The organism is Roseicyclus sediminis, from assembly GCF_025515305.1.
Classification (GTDB): Bacteria; Pseudomonadota; Alphaproteobacteria; order Rhodobacterales; family Rhodobacteraceae; genus Roseibacterium; species Roseibacterium sediminis.
Genome location: NZ_JAOPHT010000005.1, coordinates 1 through 14911 on the forward strand (window position 1 = coordinate 1; position 14911 = coordinate 14911).

General features: G+C 68.3%; 16 protein-coding genes. 13 read left to right on the forward strand and 3 right to left on the reverse strand.

Annotated elements, in window-relative coordinates:
• Window positions 1–571, forward strand: a 571-nt coding sequence (locus N8I71_RS08730) for a hypothetical protein (protein ID WP_262877584.1), incomplete at its 5' end; no start/stop codon positions are given.
• On the opposite strand, the gene N8I71_RS08735 is transcribed toward N8I71_RS08730, so the two are convergent.
• Entirely contained in the window at window positions 558–971 is a 414-nt protein-coding gene (locus N8I71_RS08735) for a hypothetical protein (RefSeq protein WP_262877585.1), read from the reverse strand. The genes N8I71_RS08730 and N8I71_RS08735 overlap by 14 nt on opposite strands.
• An 85-nt stretch (window positions 972–1056) precedes the next feature.
• Between N8I71_RS08735 and N8I71_RS08740 the strand changes: the two genes are divergently transcribed.
• The 7 genes from N8I71_RS08740 (at window position 1057) to N8I71_RS08770 (ending at window position 8448) form a co-directional block, all read left to right on the forward strand.
• Window positions 1057–1614, forward strand: coding sequence for a TetR/AcrR family transcriptional regulator (locus tag N8I71_RS08740; RefSeq protein ID WP_262877586.1), 558 nt, complete (start codon window positions 1057–1059; stop codon window positions 1612–1614).
• Window positions 1615–1743: 129 nt separating this feature from the next.
• Window positions 1744–2778 (forward strand): rod shape-determining protein, encoded by a 1035-nt coding sequence (locus N8I71_RS08745; protein ID WP_262877587.1) that lies wholly within the window; start codon window positions 1744–1746, stop codon window positions 2776–2778.
• Between the two features lie 41 nt (window positions 2779–2819).
• Window positions 2820–3791 carry a rod shape-determining protein MreC gene (mreC, locus tag N8I71_RS08750; RefSeq protein WP_262877588.1) on the forward strand — a complete coding sequence of 324 codons (972 nt, stop codon included), beginning with the start codon at window positions 2820–2822 and terminating at the stop codon, window positions 3789–3791.
• Window positions 3788–4318 (forward strand): rod shape-determining protein MreD, encoded by a 531-nt coding sequence (locus tag N8I71_RS08755; protein WP_262877589.1) that lies wholly within the window; start codon window positions 3788–3790, stop codon window positions 4316–4318. Before mreC ends, N8I71_RS08755 begins: the two co-directional genes overlap by 4 nt.
• A gap of 21 nt (window positions 4319–4339) precedes the next feature.
• On the forward strand, window positions 4340–6310 hold the full coding sequence (gene mrdA / locus N8I71_RS08760; protein WP_262877590.1) for a penicillin-binding protein 2: 1971 nt from the start codon (window positions 4340–4342) through the stop codon (window positions 6308–6310).
• Complete coding sequence (gene rodA / locus N8I71_RS08765) at window positions 6307–7446, forward strand: rod shape-determining protein RodA (RefSeq protein ID WP_262877591.1); 1140 nt, start codon at window positions 6307–6309, stop codon at window positions 7444–7446. The genes mrdA and rodA overlap by 4 nt, the downstream gene beginning before the upstream one ends.
• Window positions 7447–7500: 54 nt before the next feature.
• On the forward strand, window positions 7501–8448 hold the full coding sequence (locus N8I71_RS08770) for a 2-hydroxyacid dehydrogenase (protein WP_262877592.1): 948 nt from the start codon (window positions 7501–7503) through the stop codon (window positions 8446–8448).
• A 17-nt stretch (window positions 8449–8465) separates the two neighbouring features.
• Here the strand turns inward: N8I71_RS08770 and N8I71_RS08775 are convergent, their stop codons facing one another.
• Together N8I71_RS08775 and N8I71_RS08780 are read right to left on the reverse strand one after the other, a co-directional pair.
• Window positions 8466–9263, reverse strand: a complete 798-nt coding sequence (locus N8I71_RS08775; protein ID WP_262877593.1) for an SseB family protein — start codon at window positions 9261–9263, stop codon at window positions 8466–8468.
• Window positions 9260–9853 carry a uracil-DNA glycosylase family protein gene (locus N8I71_RS08780; RefSeq protein WP_262877594.1) on the reverse strand — a complete coding sequence of 198 codons (594 nt, stop codon included), beginning with the start codon at window positions 9851–9853 and terminating at the stop codon, window positions 9260–9262. Before N8I71_RS08780 ends, N8I71_RS08775 begins: the two co-directional genes overlap by 4 nt.
• Before the next feature lie 76 nt (window positions 9854–9929).
• Here N8I71_RS08780 and N8I71_RS08785 point away from each other — a divergent pair, with 76 nt between their 5' ends.
• From N8I71_RS08785 to kdsA, 5 genes are all read left to right on the forward strand, one after another.
• The gene (locus N8I71_RS08785) at window positions 9930–10274 is read left to right on the forward strand and encodes an ArsR/SmtB family transcription factor (RefSeq protein WP_262877595.1); all 345 of its coding nucleotides are present in this window, start codon (window positions 9930–9932) and stop codon (window positions 10272–10274) included.
• Window positions 10267–11292 carry a permease gene (locus N8I71_RS08790; RefSeq protein WP_262877596.1) on the forward strand — a complete coding sequence of 342 codons (1026 nt, stop codon included), beginning with the start codon at window positions 10267–10269 and terminating at the stop codon, window positions 11290–11292. Before N8I71_RS08785 ends, N8I71_RS08790 begins: the two co-directional genes overlap by 8 nt.
• Window positions 11293–11571: 279 nt before the next feature.
• On the forward strand, window positions 11572–12231 hold the full coding sequence (locus tag N8I71_RS08795) for an ABC transporter ATP-binding protein (RefSeq protein ID WP_262877597.1): 660 nt from the start codon (window positions 11572–11574) through the stop codon (window positions 12229–12231).
• A gap of 49 nt (window positions 12232–12280) precedes the next feature.
• On the forward strand, window positions 12281–14017 hold the full coding sequence (locus tag N8I71_RS08800; protein WP_316249223.1) for a capsule biosynthesis protein: 1737 nt from the start codon (window positions 12281–12283) through the stop codon (window positions 14015–14017).
• A 26-nt stretch (window positions 14018–14043) separates the two neighbouring features.
• Entirely contained in the window at window positions 14044–14892 is an 849-nt protein-coding gene (kdsA, locus tag N8I71_RS08805; RefSeq protein ID WP_262877599.1) for a 3-deoxy-8-phosphooctulonate synthase, read from the forward strand.
• Window positions 14893–14911: the final 19 nt, after the last annotated feature.

Below are 14911 nucleotides of genomic sequence, written 5' to 3' on the forward strand. Positions count from 1 at the left end.
CGTCCTTGTCGCGATGGCCGCGCCGGTCGCAGCCCAGACCCCCTGCCCCACCCGCGCGGATCTGCCGGGTGGGGTCAACCTGGTCCGGATCGAGCCTTACTTCGCCTCCTCCTTCAGTCTTGCCGCCTACGGCCTGACCGAGACCCGCGTCATCGGGCGGGGTGAAGATGCGAGGAACGTGACCGCGCGCTACGTCCACGGGCTTCTCAACATCGACCAGCGCGAGGCGCGAGGCGACTTCGCGATGACGCTGGACGCCGATCCGGCCCTGCTGGACCGCCTGCCGGAGATCGGTGTCTGGGAAAGCGCCGTGAGCGCGACGTGGAACGGCGACTTCGTGGGCCATGGCGTCTACGCGGCGATCTTCGTCGAGACCGTCCCATGGGAAATCGGCGAATGCACCTACGACACGTGGTACGTGCAGGAAACGCTGGTCATCGACACGCTCGATCCGATCTTCGTGGACAAGTACTACGCCCCGGCCCTCGGGCTCGTCATCGCAACCGTAATGGTGACGCAGGAGGGCGAAGCCATCAGCAATGTCGTCTACGACGAGGTCACCGCGCGTTAGGCTCGGCGTTCGTCCGTGCATGTTCTTCCAGCCACATGAGCCGGGCCAGCATCGGCAACAGCGCGAGACAGGCGAGCGAAACGGTCGCGATGGCCCAGGGCCAGGGGCGCATGCCGACGGCCCTCGCGCGCGGCAGGATCATGATGAACGCGATCGCGGTGGCGAAGAGAAGGTCGAACCAGACCTGGTTCCCGGCCCATGTCGTTGTGTGGTTGATCCAGAACTGCAACGGCCCTTCCACGACGAGGGTCACCGCCGTCACCAGCGCGAAGGCCGCACCGAGGAGGGCCGGAAAGCGCCAGAGGCCGGGAATACCGGGGCCGGCACCGGCCGTCGCCGCGAACACGGTGACAATCGTGGCGCAATAGAGAAGGATGGGGAGCAACTGGAGCAGCGTCATCGACAGACCTCGTTCGCGTTGACGTCAAATAATGTAGCAACCGCTACGTAACATGTTAATGTAGCGAACGCTACACCAAATCGCGATGGCCCGTCCCAAACCCGACAGAACCGCCCTTCTCGACGCGATGGCGGACCACGTGCTGGTCCACGGGCTCAACACCGCGTCGCTGCGCCCATTGGCGCAGGCGGCGGAAACGTCCGACCGGATGCTGATCTATCATTTCGGATCGAAGGAGGGACTGGTGGGAGAGCTTCTCGGCCACCTTGCCGCGCGGATGGCGGCAGGTCTTGCCAGTGCTCTGCCCGCCGCGCGGGCGGTGACCGTGGCCGGGGCCGTGGGCGAAGTCGTGGACCTGATGCGCACCTCCGCGTTCCAGCCCTATGCCCGCGTCTGGCTCGACATCGTGTCCGCCGCCGGACAGGGCGGCCAGGTTCAGCGCGCGGCGGGCCAGCAGGTGATCGACGGCTTTCTCGACTTCATCACCGGGCGCCTGCCGGAGGACACGCCCGCGCCGGAAGAGACCGCGCGCCTCGCCCTCACCTTGATCGAGGGTGTCATGGTGATGGATGCCATCGGCCACCGCGACACGGCCGACCGCGCCATTGCCGCGCTCGCCCCGCAGGCGTCCCGCGGGGACTGACGGCGGTACGCCGCCGAGAGCGACCGGCGCTGCCCCTTTACGCCACCGAACCCCCGCGCCTATAAGCGTCCGGGTTCAGTCGCGCCCGAGTCCCGGGTGCTTCACCTATTTTCGTATGACGGGACGCACATGGTCTTCGGCAACCTCTTTTCCTCCGACATGGCGATCGACCTCGGGACAGCAAACACGCTCGTTTATGTCCGGGGCAAAGGCGTCGTGCTCAACGAGCCTTCGGTCGTGGCCTACCAGGTCAAGGACGGCGTGAAGAAGGCGCTCGCCTTCGGCGAAGACGCCAAGCTGATGCTCGGCCGCACGCCCGGCTCGATCCAGGCGATCCGGCCGATGCGCGACGGGGTCATCGCCGACTTCGACGTGGCCGAGGAGATGATCAAGCACTTCATCCGCAAGGTCCACAAGCGCACGACCTTCACGAAGCCCAAGATCATCGTCTGCGTGCCGCACGGCGCGACGCCCGTGGAGAAGCGCGCGATCCGGCAATCGGTGCTGTCGGCGGGCGCCCGCAAGGCGGGCCTGATCGCCGAGCCCATCGCCGCGGCCATCGGTGCGGGCATGCCGATCACGGACCCCACCGGCTCCATGGTCGTCGACATCGGCGGCGGCACGACCGAGGTCGCGGTCCTGTCGCTCGCCGACATCGTCTATGCGCGCTCGGTGCGCGTCGGTGGCGACCGGATGGACGAGGCGATCATCTCCTATCTCCGCCGCCAGCATAACCTGCTGATCGGGGAATCGACGGCCGAGCGGATCAAGACGTCCATCGGCACGGCACGGATGCCCGACGACGGGCGCGGCGCCTCCATGCGCATCCGCGGCCGCGATCTTCTGAACGGCGTGCCGAAGGAGACCGAGATTTCCCAGGCGCAGGTCGCCGAGGCGCTGGCCGAACCGGTACAATCGATCTGCGAGGCGGTGATGGGCGCGCTCGAGGCCACGCCGCCGGACCTCGCCGCCGACATCGTCGACCGCGGCGTGATGCTGACGGGTGGCGGCGCGCTGCTCGGCGAACTGGATCTCGCCTTGCGGGAACAGACGGGGCTCGCCATCTCTGTGGCGGACGAGAGCCTGAACTGCGTGGCCCTCGGGACCGGCAAGGCGCTGGAATACGAGAACCTCCTGCGCCACGCCATCGACTACGACAGCTGACCCTCCGTTCGCGGGGCATCTGCCCCTGACCCAGGAGCGCCATGGCACGGGACAGTTACGACAGCGCCTATGCCCGCCCCGTCCGGCGTCTGCTGGTGACGGTGGTCGTGCTGTGCCTTCTCGTGCTCGTCATCATCTGGCGGATCGACAACCCGCGGGTGGAACGGATGCGTGCGGCCCTGGTCGACCGGGTCGTCCCGAACATGGAATGGGCCATGGCGCCGGTCACGTCCGTCGCCCGCATCTTCGAGGATTTCCAGAGCTACGCGCGGCTGTTCGAGCAGAACCAGGAACTGCGCCGCGAGTTGCAGCAGATGCGCGCGTGGCGCGAGGCGGCGCTGCAACTCGAACAGGAGAACGCGCGCCTTCTGGACCTCAACCGGGTGCAGCTCGATCCGGAACTGACCTTCGTCACCGGCCTCGTGCTCGCCGATAGCGGCTCGCCCTTCCGGCGCTCGGTCCTCATCAACGTGGGCGCGCGCGACGGCATCCTCGACGGCTGGGCGACGATGGACGGTCTGGGCGTCGTGGGGCGCGTCTCGGGCGTGGGCGAGCGGACGGCACGCGTCCTCCTCCTGACCGACAGCAACAGCCGCATCCCGGTCACGATCCAGCCCTCCGGGCAGCAGGCGCTGCTGATGGGTGACAATTCGCAGACCCCGCTTCTCGACTTCCTCGAGGCGCGGGAGGACGTGAGCGCGGGCGACCGCATCGTCACCTCGGGCGATGGCGGATTGTTCCCGCCGGGCCTGCTTGTCGGGCAGGTGATCGAGACGACGGACGGCCGTCTCCGCGCGCGTCTCGCCGCCGATCTCGTACGCCTGCAATTCCTGCGCGTGATGCGCAGCCACCCCGGCACATCGCTCGACGACCCGGGCAGCCTGATCGGCCCGCCCTGGCCCTTGCCGGAGGATGGTCTGGCCGTTGAGATGCCCCCGATCGAACCCACGAGCGCGCAGACACCGGAAGACACCGACGAGGCGCGCCTGGAAGACGGGACGAACCGGCCATGAGTCCGGCAACCTCAGCGCGTCACGTCTGGACCTACCGTGCGCTCTTCCTTCTGCTCTGCGCGGCGCTGATCACGCTGCGCCTCTTGCCGCTCGGCCTTGGCGAAAGCGGTTTGCCCGGCCCGGACCTTATCCTCGCGCTGACCTTCGCCTGGCTCCTGCGTCAGCCTGCGGTCGTGCCGCTGGTCTCCATCGTGGCGGTCTTCCTTGTCGCCGATTTCCTGCTTCAGCGTCCTCCTGGCCTCTGGACAGCACTTGCCGTGGTCGCCTCGGAAAGCCTGCGGCGGCGGCGGCTGCAGATGACCGAGTTCCCCTTTCTCGTGGAATGGGGCGCCATCGCGGGGGCTGTCGCAGGCATGGTCCTGGCCGAAAGGGTCATCCTGTGGATGCTGTTCGTCGATCCGCCCTCGCTCGGTCTTGCCCTGACGCACGGAATTGTCACCGTGGCGATCTATCCTCTGGTCGTCGCGGTCTCGAAATTCATCTTCGGACTGCGTAAACTCGGCCCTGCCGAGCTTGAACCCCTGTGACCCCGTGAAAGGTCTCCACCCGTGAAGCGCAGCCAGAAGGACATCGAGGACAGCGCCCGCGTGGTCGGGCGCCGCGCGATCGTCATGGGCGGTCTTTTTCTCGGGACGGCGGGCGTCCTTGCGGCCCGGATGCGGTATCTGCAGGTCGAACGCGCCGACGACTTCCGCCTGCTGGCGGAGGAGAACCGGATCAACATCCGCCTCCTGCCGCCCGAACGCGGGCTGATCTTCGACCGCAACGGCGTGCTCCTGGCAGGCAACGAGCAGAACTACCGCATCACGCTGGTGCGGGAGGATGCCGATGACGTGGACGCGGTGCTGGAGGAACTGGGCCGCATCGTGAACCTCGATCTGGTAGCCATCGAGCGGGCCCGCGAGGAAATCGCGCGCCGCCCGCCGTTCGTGCCCGTGACGGTCGCCGACAGGTTGAGCTGGGAGGAGTTGTCCTCGGTCGCGGTCAACGCGCCCGCCCTGCCCGGCGTAAACCCCGAGGTCGGCCTGAGCCGCTTCTATCCGCTCGGCGCGGATTTCGCCCATGTGGTGGGCTATGTCGGGCCGGTCTCGGACTACTACATCGAACAGACGGGCGACACGGACCCGGTGCTGCAGATCCCCGATTTCCAGGTCGGCCGCTACAACGTCGAGGCACGGATGGAAAGCGCCCTGCGCGGCCGCGCCGGCACCAAGCAGGTCGAGGTGAACGCCGCCGGGCGCGAGATGCGCGAGCTCGACCGCGACCCCGCGACCGCGGGATCCGACGTGCAGCTGACGATCGACGCCGGCCTGCAGAACTACGTCGAGGCGCGCCTGTCGGGCGAAAGCGCCGGCTCGGTCGTGATCGACTGCGAAAGCGGCGAGATCCTCGCGCTCGCCTCCGCACCGACCTTCGACCCCAACCTCTTCGTGCGCGGCATCAGCCAGACCCAGTGGACGACGCTGAACGAGGACCGCTACCGCCCGCTCGCCAACAAGGCGACGCAAGGGCTCTACCCGCCGGGTTCCACCTACAAGATGATCGTCGCGCTCGCCGCGCTGGAAGCCGGGGTGATCGAACCCTCGGAGGAGATCGGGTGCACCGGGCATATCGAGCTTGGCGACCGGCGCTTCCATTGCTGGCGGCGGACGGGGCACGGGCGCGTCGACCTCGTCGAGGCCATCTCCCAGAGCTGCGACGTCTATTTCTACGACCTGGCCCAGCGCGTGGGCATCGAGGCGATCACGGCCATGGCGCTCCGGCTCGGGTGTGGCATCCGTCACGACCTGCCGCTGTCGGGCATCGCCGAGGGGCTCGCCCCCACGATGCAGTGGAAACGGGAGAACCGCGGCTCGGACTGGGTCGTGGGCGATACGCTGAACGCGTCGATCGGCCAGGGTTTCGTGCTGACCTCGCCCTTGCAGCTTGCCATCATGACCGCTCGCATCGCCACGGGCCGCGCGGTCGAGCCGGGCATCGTGCGCTCGATCGATGGCGTCCGGGAGCGTCGCGGCACCGCCCCCGCGCTCGGGATCGCGCCCGAGAACCTCGCCCTCGTCCACCGTGCCATGTGGCAGGTTAACAACGACCGTCGCGGCACGGCCTTCGAGAGCCGGGTCATGGAGGACGCCTACCTGATCGCCGGCAAGACCGGCACGAGCCAGGTCCGCAACATCACGACCGCCGAGCGCGAGGCCGGCGTGATCGCCAACGAGGACCTCCCCTGGGAGCGGCGCGACCATGCGCTCTACGTCGGCTATGCGCCGTTCGAGGCGCCGCGCTACGCGGTGTCGGTGGTGGTCGAGCACGGCGGCGGCGGGGCCGCGGTCGCGGCTCCCATCGCTCGCGACATCCTTCTGCGGGCGCAGCTGGGCACCATTCCGCCGCTCGAGCTCTACCCCGTCAGCCAGCGCCGCGACATCGAGGAGCTGCATCGCCGTCTGCCGATCCTCGCCGAGCCGCCGGTGCCCTCGGGTCGGGCCACCGGGCCGCGCGACACGGAGCGCGACCGCACATGAGTTTCCTCGAATACAACGTGAAGACGGCACCCTCGGGCTGGCGAAAGATCCTGCACCTGAACTGGGCGCTCGTCCTTCTGCTGGTGGCGGTAGCATGCCTGGGCTTCCTGATGCTCTACTCCGTTGCCGGTGGCTCGATGCGCCCCTGGGTCGAACCGCAGATGCAGCGTTTCGCGCTCGGCCTCGTGCTGATGCTGATCGTGGCCATGGTACCGATCTGGCTCTGGCGGAACCTGTCGGGCGTCGCCTTCGGAATGTCGATCCTGCTTTTGCTGTACGTCGAGTTCTTCGGCGATGTGCGGATGGGTGCCCAGCGCTGGATCGACCTCGGCTTCATGCGGCTGCAGCCGTCCGAGCTGACCAAGATCACGCTCGTGATGGTCCTGGCCGCCTATTACGACTGGCTCGACCTGAACAAGATCTCCCGTCCGCTCCACGTCCTGATCCCGCTGGCGATCATCGCGGTGCCGACATACCTGACGCTCCGCCAGCCGGACCTCGGGACGGCGCTTTTGCTGCTGATGGGCGGTGGGGCGGTCATGTTCCTCGCCGGCGTGCACTGGGCGTATTTCGTCGGCGTGATCGCGGCGGGGGTCGGCGCGGTAAGCGCCGTCTTCGCCTCGCGCGGGACGCCATGGCAACTTTTGCAGGACTATCAGTACCGGCGGATCGACACCTTCCTCGATCCCAGCCAGGACCCCCTCGGCGCGGGCTATCACATCACCCAGAGCCAGATCGCGCTCGGCTCCGGCGGATGGACCGGGCGCGGCTTCATGGAGGGCACTCAATCCCGCCTGAACTTCCTGCCCGAGAAGCACACCGACTTCATCTTCACGACGCTGGCCGAGGAATTCGGCTTCGTGGGCGCGGCCTCGCTTCTGACGCTCTATATCCTGATCCTCGCCTTCTGCATCTACACCGCGATCGCGTCGCGCGACCGCTTCGCGTCGCTGCTGGTGATGGGGATCGCGGTCGCCTTCTTCCTCTATTTCGCGGTCAACATGGCGATGGTGATGGGCCTTGCCCCGGTCGTGGGCGTTCCCCTTCCGCTCGTCAGTTTCGGCGGCTCGGCGATGCTCGTCCTCATGGTCGCCTTCGGCCTCGTGCAATCAGCCCACGTTCACCGACCGCGCTAGACGGGGCGCGCGTGCGCTGCTAGCCCTCGGGCCCGCCCGGAACCGGAGGACACCATGCCCGACGCACGCCCCGTCATCCTCTTCGCCGCGAAGACCGAACGCTGGGAACAGTACAGCGGACCGCTGCGGACCGCCTTGAAGGACGCGGGCCTCGGCTATGCGACGCTGACGACCGAAGCCGCGCCGGAGGACGTCGACTACGTCGTCTATGCGCCCAATAGCGGCCTGACGGATTTCACGCCCTTCACGCGGCTGAAGGCCGTCCTGAACCTCTGGGCGGGGGTCGAGGACGTGACGGGGAACCCGACGCTGAAGGCGCCGCTGGCGCGGATGGTGGACGATTGCCTGACCGAGGGAATGGTCGAATGGGTGACGGGGCACGTCCTGCGCCATCACCTCGGCATGGACCTTTATCTCGACGGCCAGGACGGGGTCTGGCGCGCGGGCACCGCCCCGCCGCTTGCGCGCGACCGCACGGTGGCGATGCTGGGGCTCGGCGTTCTTGGGGCCGCCTGTGCCACCATGCTCGCATCGCTGAACTTCCGTGTCCTCGGCTGGTCGCGGTCGCGCAAGGATCTGCCCGGCGTCGAGACGGAGCATGGGGCCGAGGGCCTCGACCGCGTTCTGTCCCGCGCCGAGATCGTGGTGCTGCTCCTGCCCGACACGCCCGCGACGGAAAGCACGCTGAACGCGCGCACGCTGTCGCTTCTGCCGCGTGGCGCGGTGATCGTGAACCCGGGCCGCGGTCGCCTGATCGATGACGACGCGCTTCTGGCGGCGCTGGACGAGGGACAGGTCGGGCATGCCACGCTCGACGTGTTCCGCACCGAACCGCTTCCACCGGAACACCCATACTGGGCGCATCCCAAGGTGACCGTCACGCCGCACATCGCTTCGGAAACGCGGGCGGTCTCCGCCTCGCGCGTGATCGTCGAGAACATCCGCCGCGGCGAGGCGGGCGAACCGTTCTTGAACCTCGTGGACCGCGACGCCGGATACTGAGGCCCGGCGGACCGGCCTCAGCGCAAGCGCGGCGGCCGGTCGGGGTCCGTCCCCGGTGCGGCGCCGGGCGGCGCGTCCGCCACCTCCGCCTCCGGCAGGTCGAAGCGCAATCCCACCCGCAGGAGCCGGTCCGCCACCGGTTCCGTCGTGCGGAAGAAGCCGACATCGAGCGACCCGGCCTCAAGCCCCGAAAAGCTCAGCGCCTCGCCCACGAGGCGGGCCAACGAAGGTTCCGCCCCCGGTACGACGTCGAGGAAGGCGAGCAGATGCCCGCGCCCGCCGCCCGCGTAGACCACGGCGACAAGGGCCGCTTCCCGCGCGAGACCGGCGGCACTGGCCAGACGCGCGTCCAGCGCGGTCAGCAGGGCCTCCGGAAGTCCGGCCGGCGGCGCGATCTCGCGCGGGGCCTCCTCGACCTCTGCGGGTCTTGCCGCCAGCATCCCCGCCAGCCAGTCGAGCGCGGCCGCATCGAGAATCATCTCGGACGAGACACCGAGATTGACGGCGAGACCGAGGTCCCGACCGGCCAGCATTTCCGCCAGCGCCCGGCCCGACATCGCGGCATAGGGCGCCTCTCCCCCGGCAAAGCGCGACAGGCGCTCTTCCCGGTCGAAGACGCAGATGAAGGCCCCGTCCTCGACCGCAAAGACGCGCGGGCGCACGCGGTCGCCCTCGGCCTCCTCCTCCAGCAGGAGGAACAACTCGGAGGCGGCGAGCCGGTCGTACCATTGCAGGCGAACCGTCGCGTCGTCCCCGGCGGCGGTCATCGCCGCGAAGGCGGCGTCGAGCGGGGTTTCTTCCGGTGTCTCGGTCACGTCTGCAACACCTCCTCCAGGCGGGCACGAAGGGCGGGGATCAGCTCCGCCTCCATCCAGGGGTTGGCCTTCAGCCACGCGGTATTGCGCCACGACGGATGCGGCAAGGGAAAGACCTCGGGCGCATGGTCGCGCCAGGCGGAAACCGTCTCCGTCACCCCCGCCCGTGTCCCGAGATGCCAGCGCTGCGCCGCGCCGCCCACGAGCAGCGTAACCTTCAGGTCCGGCAGGTGCTCCAGCACACGCGCGCGCCAGGTCGCCGCGCAGACGGGTGGCGGCGGCAGGTCCGCGCCTTTCGCGTCATACCCGGGAAAGCACAGCGCCATGGGCAGGATCGCGACACGCTCGCGGTCATAGAACGTGGCCTCGTCGATGCCCATCCAGTCGCGCAGCCGGTCGCCCGAGGGGTCGGTGAAGGGCCGGCCGGATTGGTGCACCCGCAGTCCCGGGGCCTGCCCCGCCACCAGCACGCGCGCGCCCGGCCGAACCCAGAAGACCGGGCGCGGCGCATGCCGCGTTCGCGTCGCCGCGAACCGGTCGGCGCAGAGGCGGCAGGCGGTGATGTCCCGGGAAAGCGCGTCGAAGTCCATGACGAACACTCTAGCCCGCGGAGAGCGGCGTGAAAGACGCTCGACACAGGCACATCATTTCTATATTTATAGAATCATGAAAAACGCCAGTGCCCCCCTCCCCGAACTCACCCTTGCGGCGACCGCTTTCGCGGCACTCGGCTCGGAGGCACGACTGTCGATCCTCCGCCGCCTGGTGCGCGCCGGCCCCGAGGGGCTGCCGATCGGTGAACTGGGCGAGGATGTGGGCGTGACCGGATCGGTCCTGACCCATCACCTGAAACAGCTCGTCTCGGCGGGGCTCGTGACCCAGCGGCGCGAGGGGCGGCGGATCCTGTGTTCCGTCGCGATCGCCGAGGTCGAGGGGCTGTCGCGCTTTCTCATCGCAGAATGCTGCGCCGACCGCCTTGGAACTCGTCCGAAGGGCCACACCCATGACTGACCTGTCCGCCTCGCTCCGGCCCATCGGAACCGCCTGGGGGCGGATCGACAAGGTGGCGCTGACGGGTGCCCTGATCCTGCTGGTCCTTGCGGCCTTCGACCGGTCCGCCGTGGTCCCCACCATCGCCGAGACGCTCGACCATTTCGCGGGCACCCTGCCCTATATCCTCTTCGCCGTCGTCGCCATCGCGGGCATGAAGGCCAGCGGGTCCGAGCGCCTGCTCGACGGTGCTTTCAAGGGCCGCGAGGGCCGGATGATCGTCATCGGCGCGCTTGTGGGCGGCCTCTCGCCGTTCTGTTCCTGCCAGGTCATTCCCTTCGTCGCGGCGCTGCTGGCCGCCGGTGCGCCGCTGTCGGCGGTCATGGCCTTCTGGCTGGCCTCGCCGCTGATGGACCCCGCGATGTTCGCGATCACCGCGAGTGGCCTCGGCTTCGACTTCGCGGTCGCCAAGACGGTCGCGGCGGTCGCCCTCGGGCTCGCGGGCGGCATGACGGTGAAGCTGATGGCTTCGACGCCCGTCTTCGCCGACCCGCTGAAGGTCGAGCCGAAGATCGGCGGATGCTGCAAGGCGAAGAAACTGACGCTGAACTGGCGGTTCTGGCAGGAAGGCGACCGTCGCCGGATCTTCGCGGAGAACGGCTGGTCGAACCTGCTGTTCCTCGGCAAGTGGCTGATGCTGGCCTATCTCCTGCAGGCGCTCCTGATCTCCTATGTCCCGGCGGATCTTGTGGCGACCGTCATCGGCGGCGACGGGATCGGGCCCATCGCTCTGGCCGCGCTGGTCGGTGCCCCGGCCTACCTCAACGGCTATGCCGCCGTGCCGCTCCTCGAGGGGCTGCTGGCGCAGGGCATGAACCCGGGCGCGGCCATGGCCTTCGTCATCGCGGGCGGTGTCAGCTGCATTCCCGCAGCGGTCGCGGTCTGGGCGCTGGTGAAGCCGCGCGTCTTCGCCGCCTACATCGCATTCGCCCTTGCGGGCGCGCTTGTCGCCGGGATCGCCTGGGCGGCACTGGCCTGAGATCCCGGCGCCCGCCTGGTCGGGCGCGCGGGAAAACAAGGGCCCGGAAGCGCCCCCTGAGCCCTGCGGCAAAGGCAGGCCGGGTTTCGCCCGAGACGGCGAAAAAAGGGGCGGTCCGCCGCTGAGCGGAAACGAATTGTCAAAAAATTCGTGTTGTTTTCGCGGCAGACACCATAAAACCGCCTCAAAGCAAATTTACCGAGCCTGCGCATATCCCGGCGCCAGATCGGGGAAGAGGCAGGCCGCGAAGAGACGCGCGCAGAAGGGCAGAAGGCGACCATGCTGGAATTCGCCGACGTATCGAAGTCGTTCTGGACCGGGGAACGCCGCAAGGTGATCCTCGACCGCGCCTCCTTCAAGGTGAACCTCGGCTATTCGCTCGGCATCCTCGCGCCGAACGGAACCGGCAAGACAACGCTGATCCGGATGATGGCCGGCCTCGAGCAACCCGACGAGGGGCACATCTACCGCAACTGCCGCATCTCGTTTCCGCTGGGCTTCATGGGTGGCGTGATCGGCAAGCTGACCGGCACAGAGAACGCCCGCTACATCGCCCGGCTCTACGGCCTCGACCCCGACTACGTCGAAGCGTTCAGCCGATGGGTCTGCGGGATCGAGGAGTATTTCGACATGCCGGTGGGGACCTATTCCTCCGGCATGCGCGCGCGGTTCAACTTCTCGCTGCTGCTGGCGCTGGAGTTCGACATCTACCTCATCGACGAGGGGATGCCCGCCTCGACCGACGCCGAGTTCAACCGCCGTGCCGGCAGCATCCTGGCAGACCGGATCCGGGAATCGACGGTTGTCATCGTCTCGCACCAGATGCAGACACTGGAGAAGTTCGCGCGACGGGCAGCCGTGCTCCGCGACGGCCAGCTCTACGAATTCGACACGCTCGAAGAAGCAAGGCAGCTTTATGACTACGAAACCCAGGGCTAGGAAATTCCGGATCCGCCGTCCCGACGGCGGCGCGCCCCCCACGTCCGCCATGCAGCCGCGCGCTCAGGGCGAGGCGCCGGAGGAGAGCGGCGAGGGCCCTGCGGAGGCCGCGCAGCCGGCGACGGCGTCCTTCAGACCGACCCAACCGCCCCAGGAAGACGGGTTCGGCGCGGATCCTTTCCCCGGGTCCGCGGCGCATGACCGACTGGAAAGCGCGCGCCGCGCGGCCGACGCGGAGGATGCAGGGCCTGACACCGCCGAGGAACGGCCCGCGCCGACGGGCAGCCCAGTCGAGCAGGAGCTTGCCGCGATCCGGGCCGAGGGTCTGACGGGCCGGCAGCTGCGCATGGCGCGGCGCATCGCCCAGAAGCACGGTCTGTCGCCCAGTTCCGATTTCGACGCCGTGCGCCTTCTTCGGCACCGTGGCATCGATCCTTTCGCCCGTGGCGGCAAGCTGGAGCTCGTCGTCGACGACGGTCTGCGGCAGACCGCAGGCGGCGCCGGGGGGGCGGGCGCGTCGGTCCCCGCGACCGCCGCGCCACCCGATGGCGACCGCACCCTGCCCGCGCAGCCGCGCCAGACGCAGCCGGCGGCTCCGCCCTCGTCCGCGCCCCGCCCGCTGAGCGCGGACGAACGCGCCGTCGAGATCATGAAGGTGCAGCGAGACATCGCGCGTCGCCGTCGGAAGAAACTGATCCTGCTGGCGACGCGGCTTGCGTTCTTCGTCCTGCTGCCCACGCTGCTGGTGTCCTACTACTTCTACCGCGTGGCGACGCCGATGTACGCCACGAACACCGAATTCCTGATCCAGAAAGCCGAAAGCGGGGGCAGCACCGGCGGCGGCCTCGGTGGACTTCTGGGTGGCGGAGGTTTCGCCACCGTGCAGGAAAGCATCACCGTGCAGGCGTATCTCGAAAGCCGCGAGGCCATGCTGCGGCTCGACGAGGAACTGGGCTTCCGCGACCATTTTTCGGCGGAAACGATCGATCCGCTGACGCGCATCGCCCCGGACGCCACGGTCGAGGACATGTACGGCACCTACCTGCGCCACCTGCAGATCGGCTACGATCCGACCGAAGGTCTCGTGCGCATGGAGGTCGTCGCGGCGGACCCGATGGTCAGCCAGGCCTTCTCGGAGGCGTTGCTGGGCTACGCGGAGGAACGCGTCGAGCAGATGAGCCAACGCCTGCGCGAGGACCAGATGTCCGGCGCACGGGACAGTTTCGAGGATGCCGAGAACCGCGTTCTCGAGGCTCAGAGCCGCGTGCTCCAGCTTCAGGAACAGCGCGGCGTCCTGTCGGCCGAGGCCGAGGTCTCGACCGTGTTCGGCCAGATCCAGAACTTCGAATTGCAGCTTCAGGAGGAACGCCTTCGCCTCGACGAGTTGCTGTCGGTGGCCCGGCCAAACGAGTCGCGCGTCGAGGTGGCGGAACGCAACATCGCCCGTCTCGAAGCTCTGATCGACGAGCTGCGGGGCGGCCTGACGGAGACGGGCACCGGCGACGTGTCGCTTGCGCGGATCCAATCGGAACTCATCATCGCGCAGGCCGACCTCGAGACCCGGCAGATGATGCTGTCGCAGGCCTTGCAGCAGATGGAAATGGCGCGGATCGAGGCCAACCGCCAGTCGCTCTACCTGTCGATCGGCGTCTACCCGATTCCGCCGGACGCCCCGGCCTATCCGCGCGCCTTCGAGAACACGCTCTTGGCGTTCCTGATCTTCTCGGGGATTTACCTCCTGATCTCGATGACGGTATCGATCCTGCGCGAACAGGTCAGTTCCTGACGCGCAGGACCCCGGGGGAAGACACGATGCGAGACGTGGAGATCGGCTCCGGCCTCAAGGGTTCGGTGACCTTCGGCAACGACCGCCCCCTTGCGGTGATCGCCGGGCCCTGCCAGCTCGAAAGCCTCGATCATGCGCTGATGATCGCCGAGACGATGGCCGCCGCCTGTGCCGCGGTGGGCGCGGGCTACGTGTTCAAGGCAAGCTACGACAAGGCCAACCGCACCAGCCTGTCCGGCAAGCGTGGCCTCGGCATGGACAAGGGCCTCGAGATCCTCGCGGAGGTGCGCAAGCGCGTCGGCTGTCCGGTCCTCACCGACGTCCATGCACCCGAGCACTGCGCGCCGGCCGCCGTGGCCTGCGACATCCTGCAGATCCCCGCCTTTCTCTGCCGCCAGACGGACCTGCTCCTGGCCGCGGGCGAGACCGGCGCCGCGATCAACGTCAAGAAGGGCCAGTTCCTGGCGCCCTGGGACATGGCGAACGTGGCGGCCAAGGTCGCCTCGACCGGCAACGAACGGATCCTCCTGACCGAACGCGGCGTGTCCTTCGGCTACAACACGCTCGTCACGGACATGCGCGCGCTGCCCGAGATGATGAAGACAGGTTACCCTGTCGTGATGGACGCCACCCATTCGGTGCAGCAACCGGGCGGCCAGGGCTCATCCTCAGGCGGGCAACGGGAGTTCGCCCCGGTGATGGCGCGGGCCGCTGTCTCGCTCGGCATCGCGGGGGTCTTCATCGAGACGCACGAAGCGCCGGACACGGCGCCCTCGGACGGCCCCAACATGATCCCGCTGGCCCAGATGCCCGCGCTCATTTCCCGGCTGATGGACTTCGACCGCATCGCAAAGGCCGACCCGATCCGCCTCTGAGGCCGCGCGCCCTTCACGC

Excerpts from the sequence above, each read along its gene's own strand:
- N8I71_RS08735 (WP_262877585.1), bottom strand. The coding sequence starts at position 971 with ATGACGCTGCTCCAGTTGCTCCCCATCCTTCTCTATTGCGCCACGATT.
- N8I71_RS08740 (WP_262877586.1), top strand. The coding sequence starts at position 1,057 with ATGGCCCGTCCCAAACCCGACAGAACCGCCCTTCTCGACGCGATGGCG.
- N8I71_RS08745 (WP_262877587.1), top strand. The coding sequence starts at position 1,744 with ATGGTCTTCGGCAACCTCTTTTCCTCCGACATGGCGATCGACCTCGGG.
- mreC (WP_262877588.1), top strand. The coding sequence starts at position 2,820 with ATGGCACGGGACAGTTACGACAGCGCCTATGCCCGCCCCGTCCGGCGT.
- N8I71_RS08755 (WP_262877589.1), top strand. The coding sequence starts at position 3,788 with ATGAGTCCGGCAACCTCAGCGCGTCACGTCTGGACCTACCGTGCGCTC.
- rodA (WP_262877591.1), top strand. The coding sequence starts at position 6,307 with ATGAGTTTCCTCGAATACAACGTGAAGACGGCACCCTCGGGCTGGCGA.
- N8I71_RS08770 (WP_262877592.1), top strand. The coding sequence starts at position 7,501 with ATGCCCGACGCACGCCCCGTCATCCTCTTCGCCGCGAAGACCGAACGC.
- N8I71_RS08780 (WP_262877594.1), bottom strand. The coding sequence starts at position 9,853 with ATGGACTTCGACGCGCTTTCCCGGGACATCACCGCCTGCCGCCTCTGC.
- N8I71_RS08785 (WP_262877595.1), top strand. The coding sequence starts at position 9,930 with ATGAAAAACGCCAGTGCCCCCCTCCCCGAACTCACCCTTGCGGCGACC.
- N8I71_RS08790 (WP_262877596.1), top strand. The coding sequence starts at position 10,267 with ATGACTGACCTGTCCGCCTCGCTCCGGCCCATCGGAACCGCCTGGGGG.
- N8I71_RS08795 (WP_262877597.1), top strand. The coding sequence starts at position 11,572 with ATGCTGGAATTCGCCGACGTATCGAAGTCGTTCTGGACCGGGGAACGC.
- N8I71_RS08800 (WP_316249223.1), top strand. The coding sequence starts at position 12,281 with ATGCAGCCGCGCGCTCAGGGCGAGGCGCCGGAGGAGAGCGGCGAGGGC.
- kdsA (WP_262877599.1), top strand. The coding sequence starts at position 14,044 with ATGCGAGACGTGGAGATCGGCTCCGGCCTCAAGGGTTCGGTGACCTTC.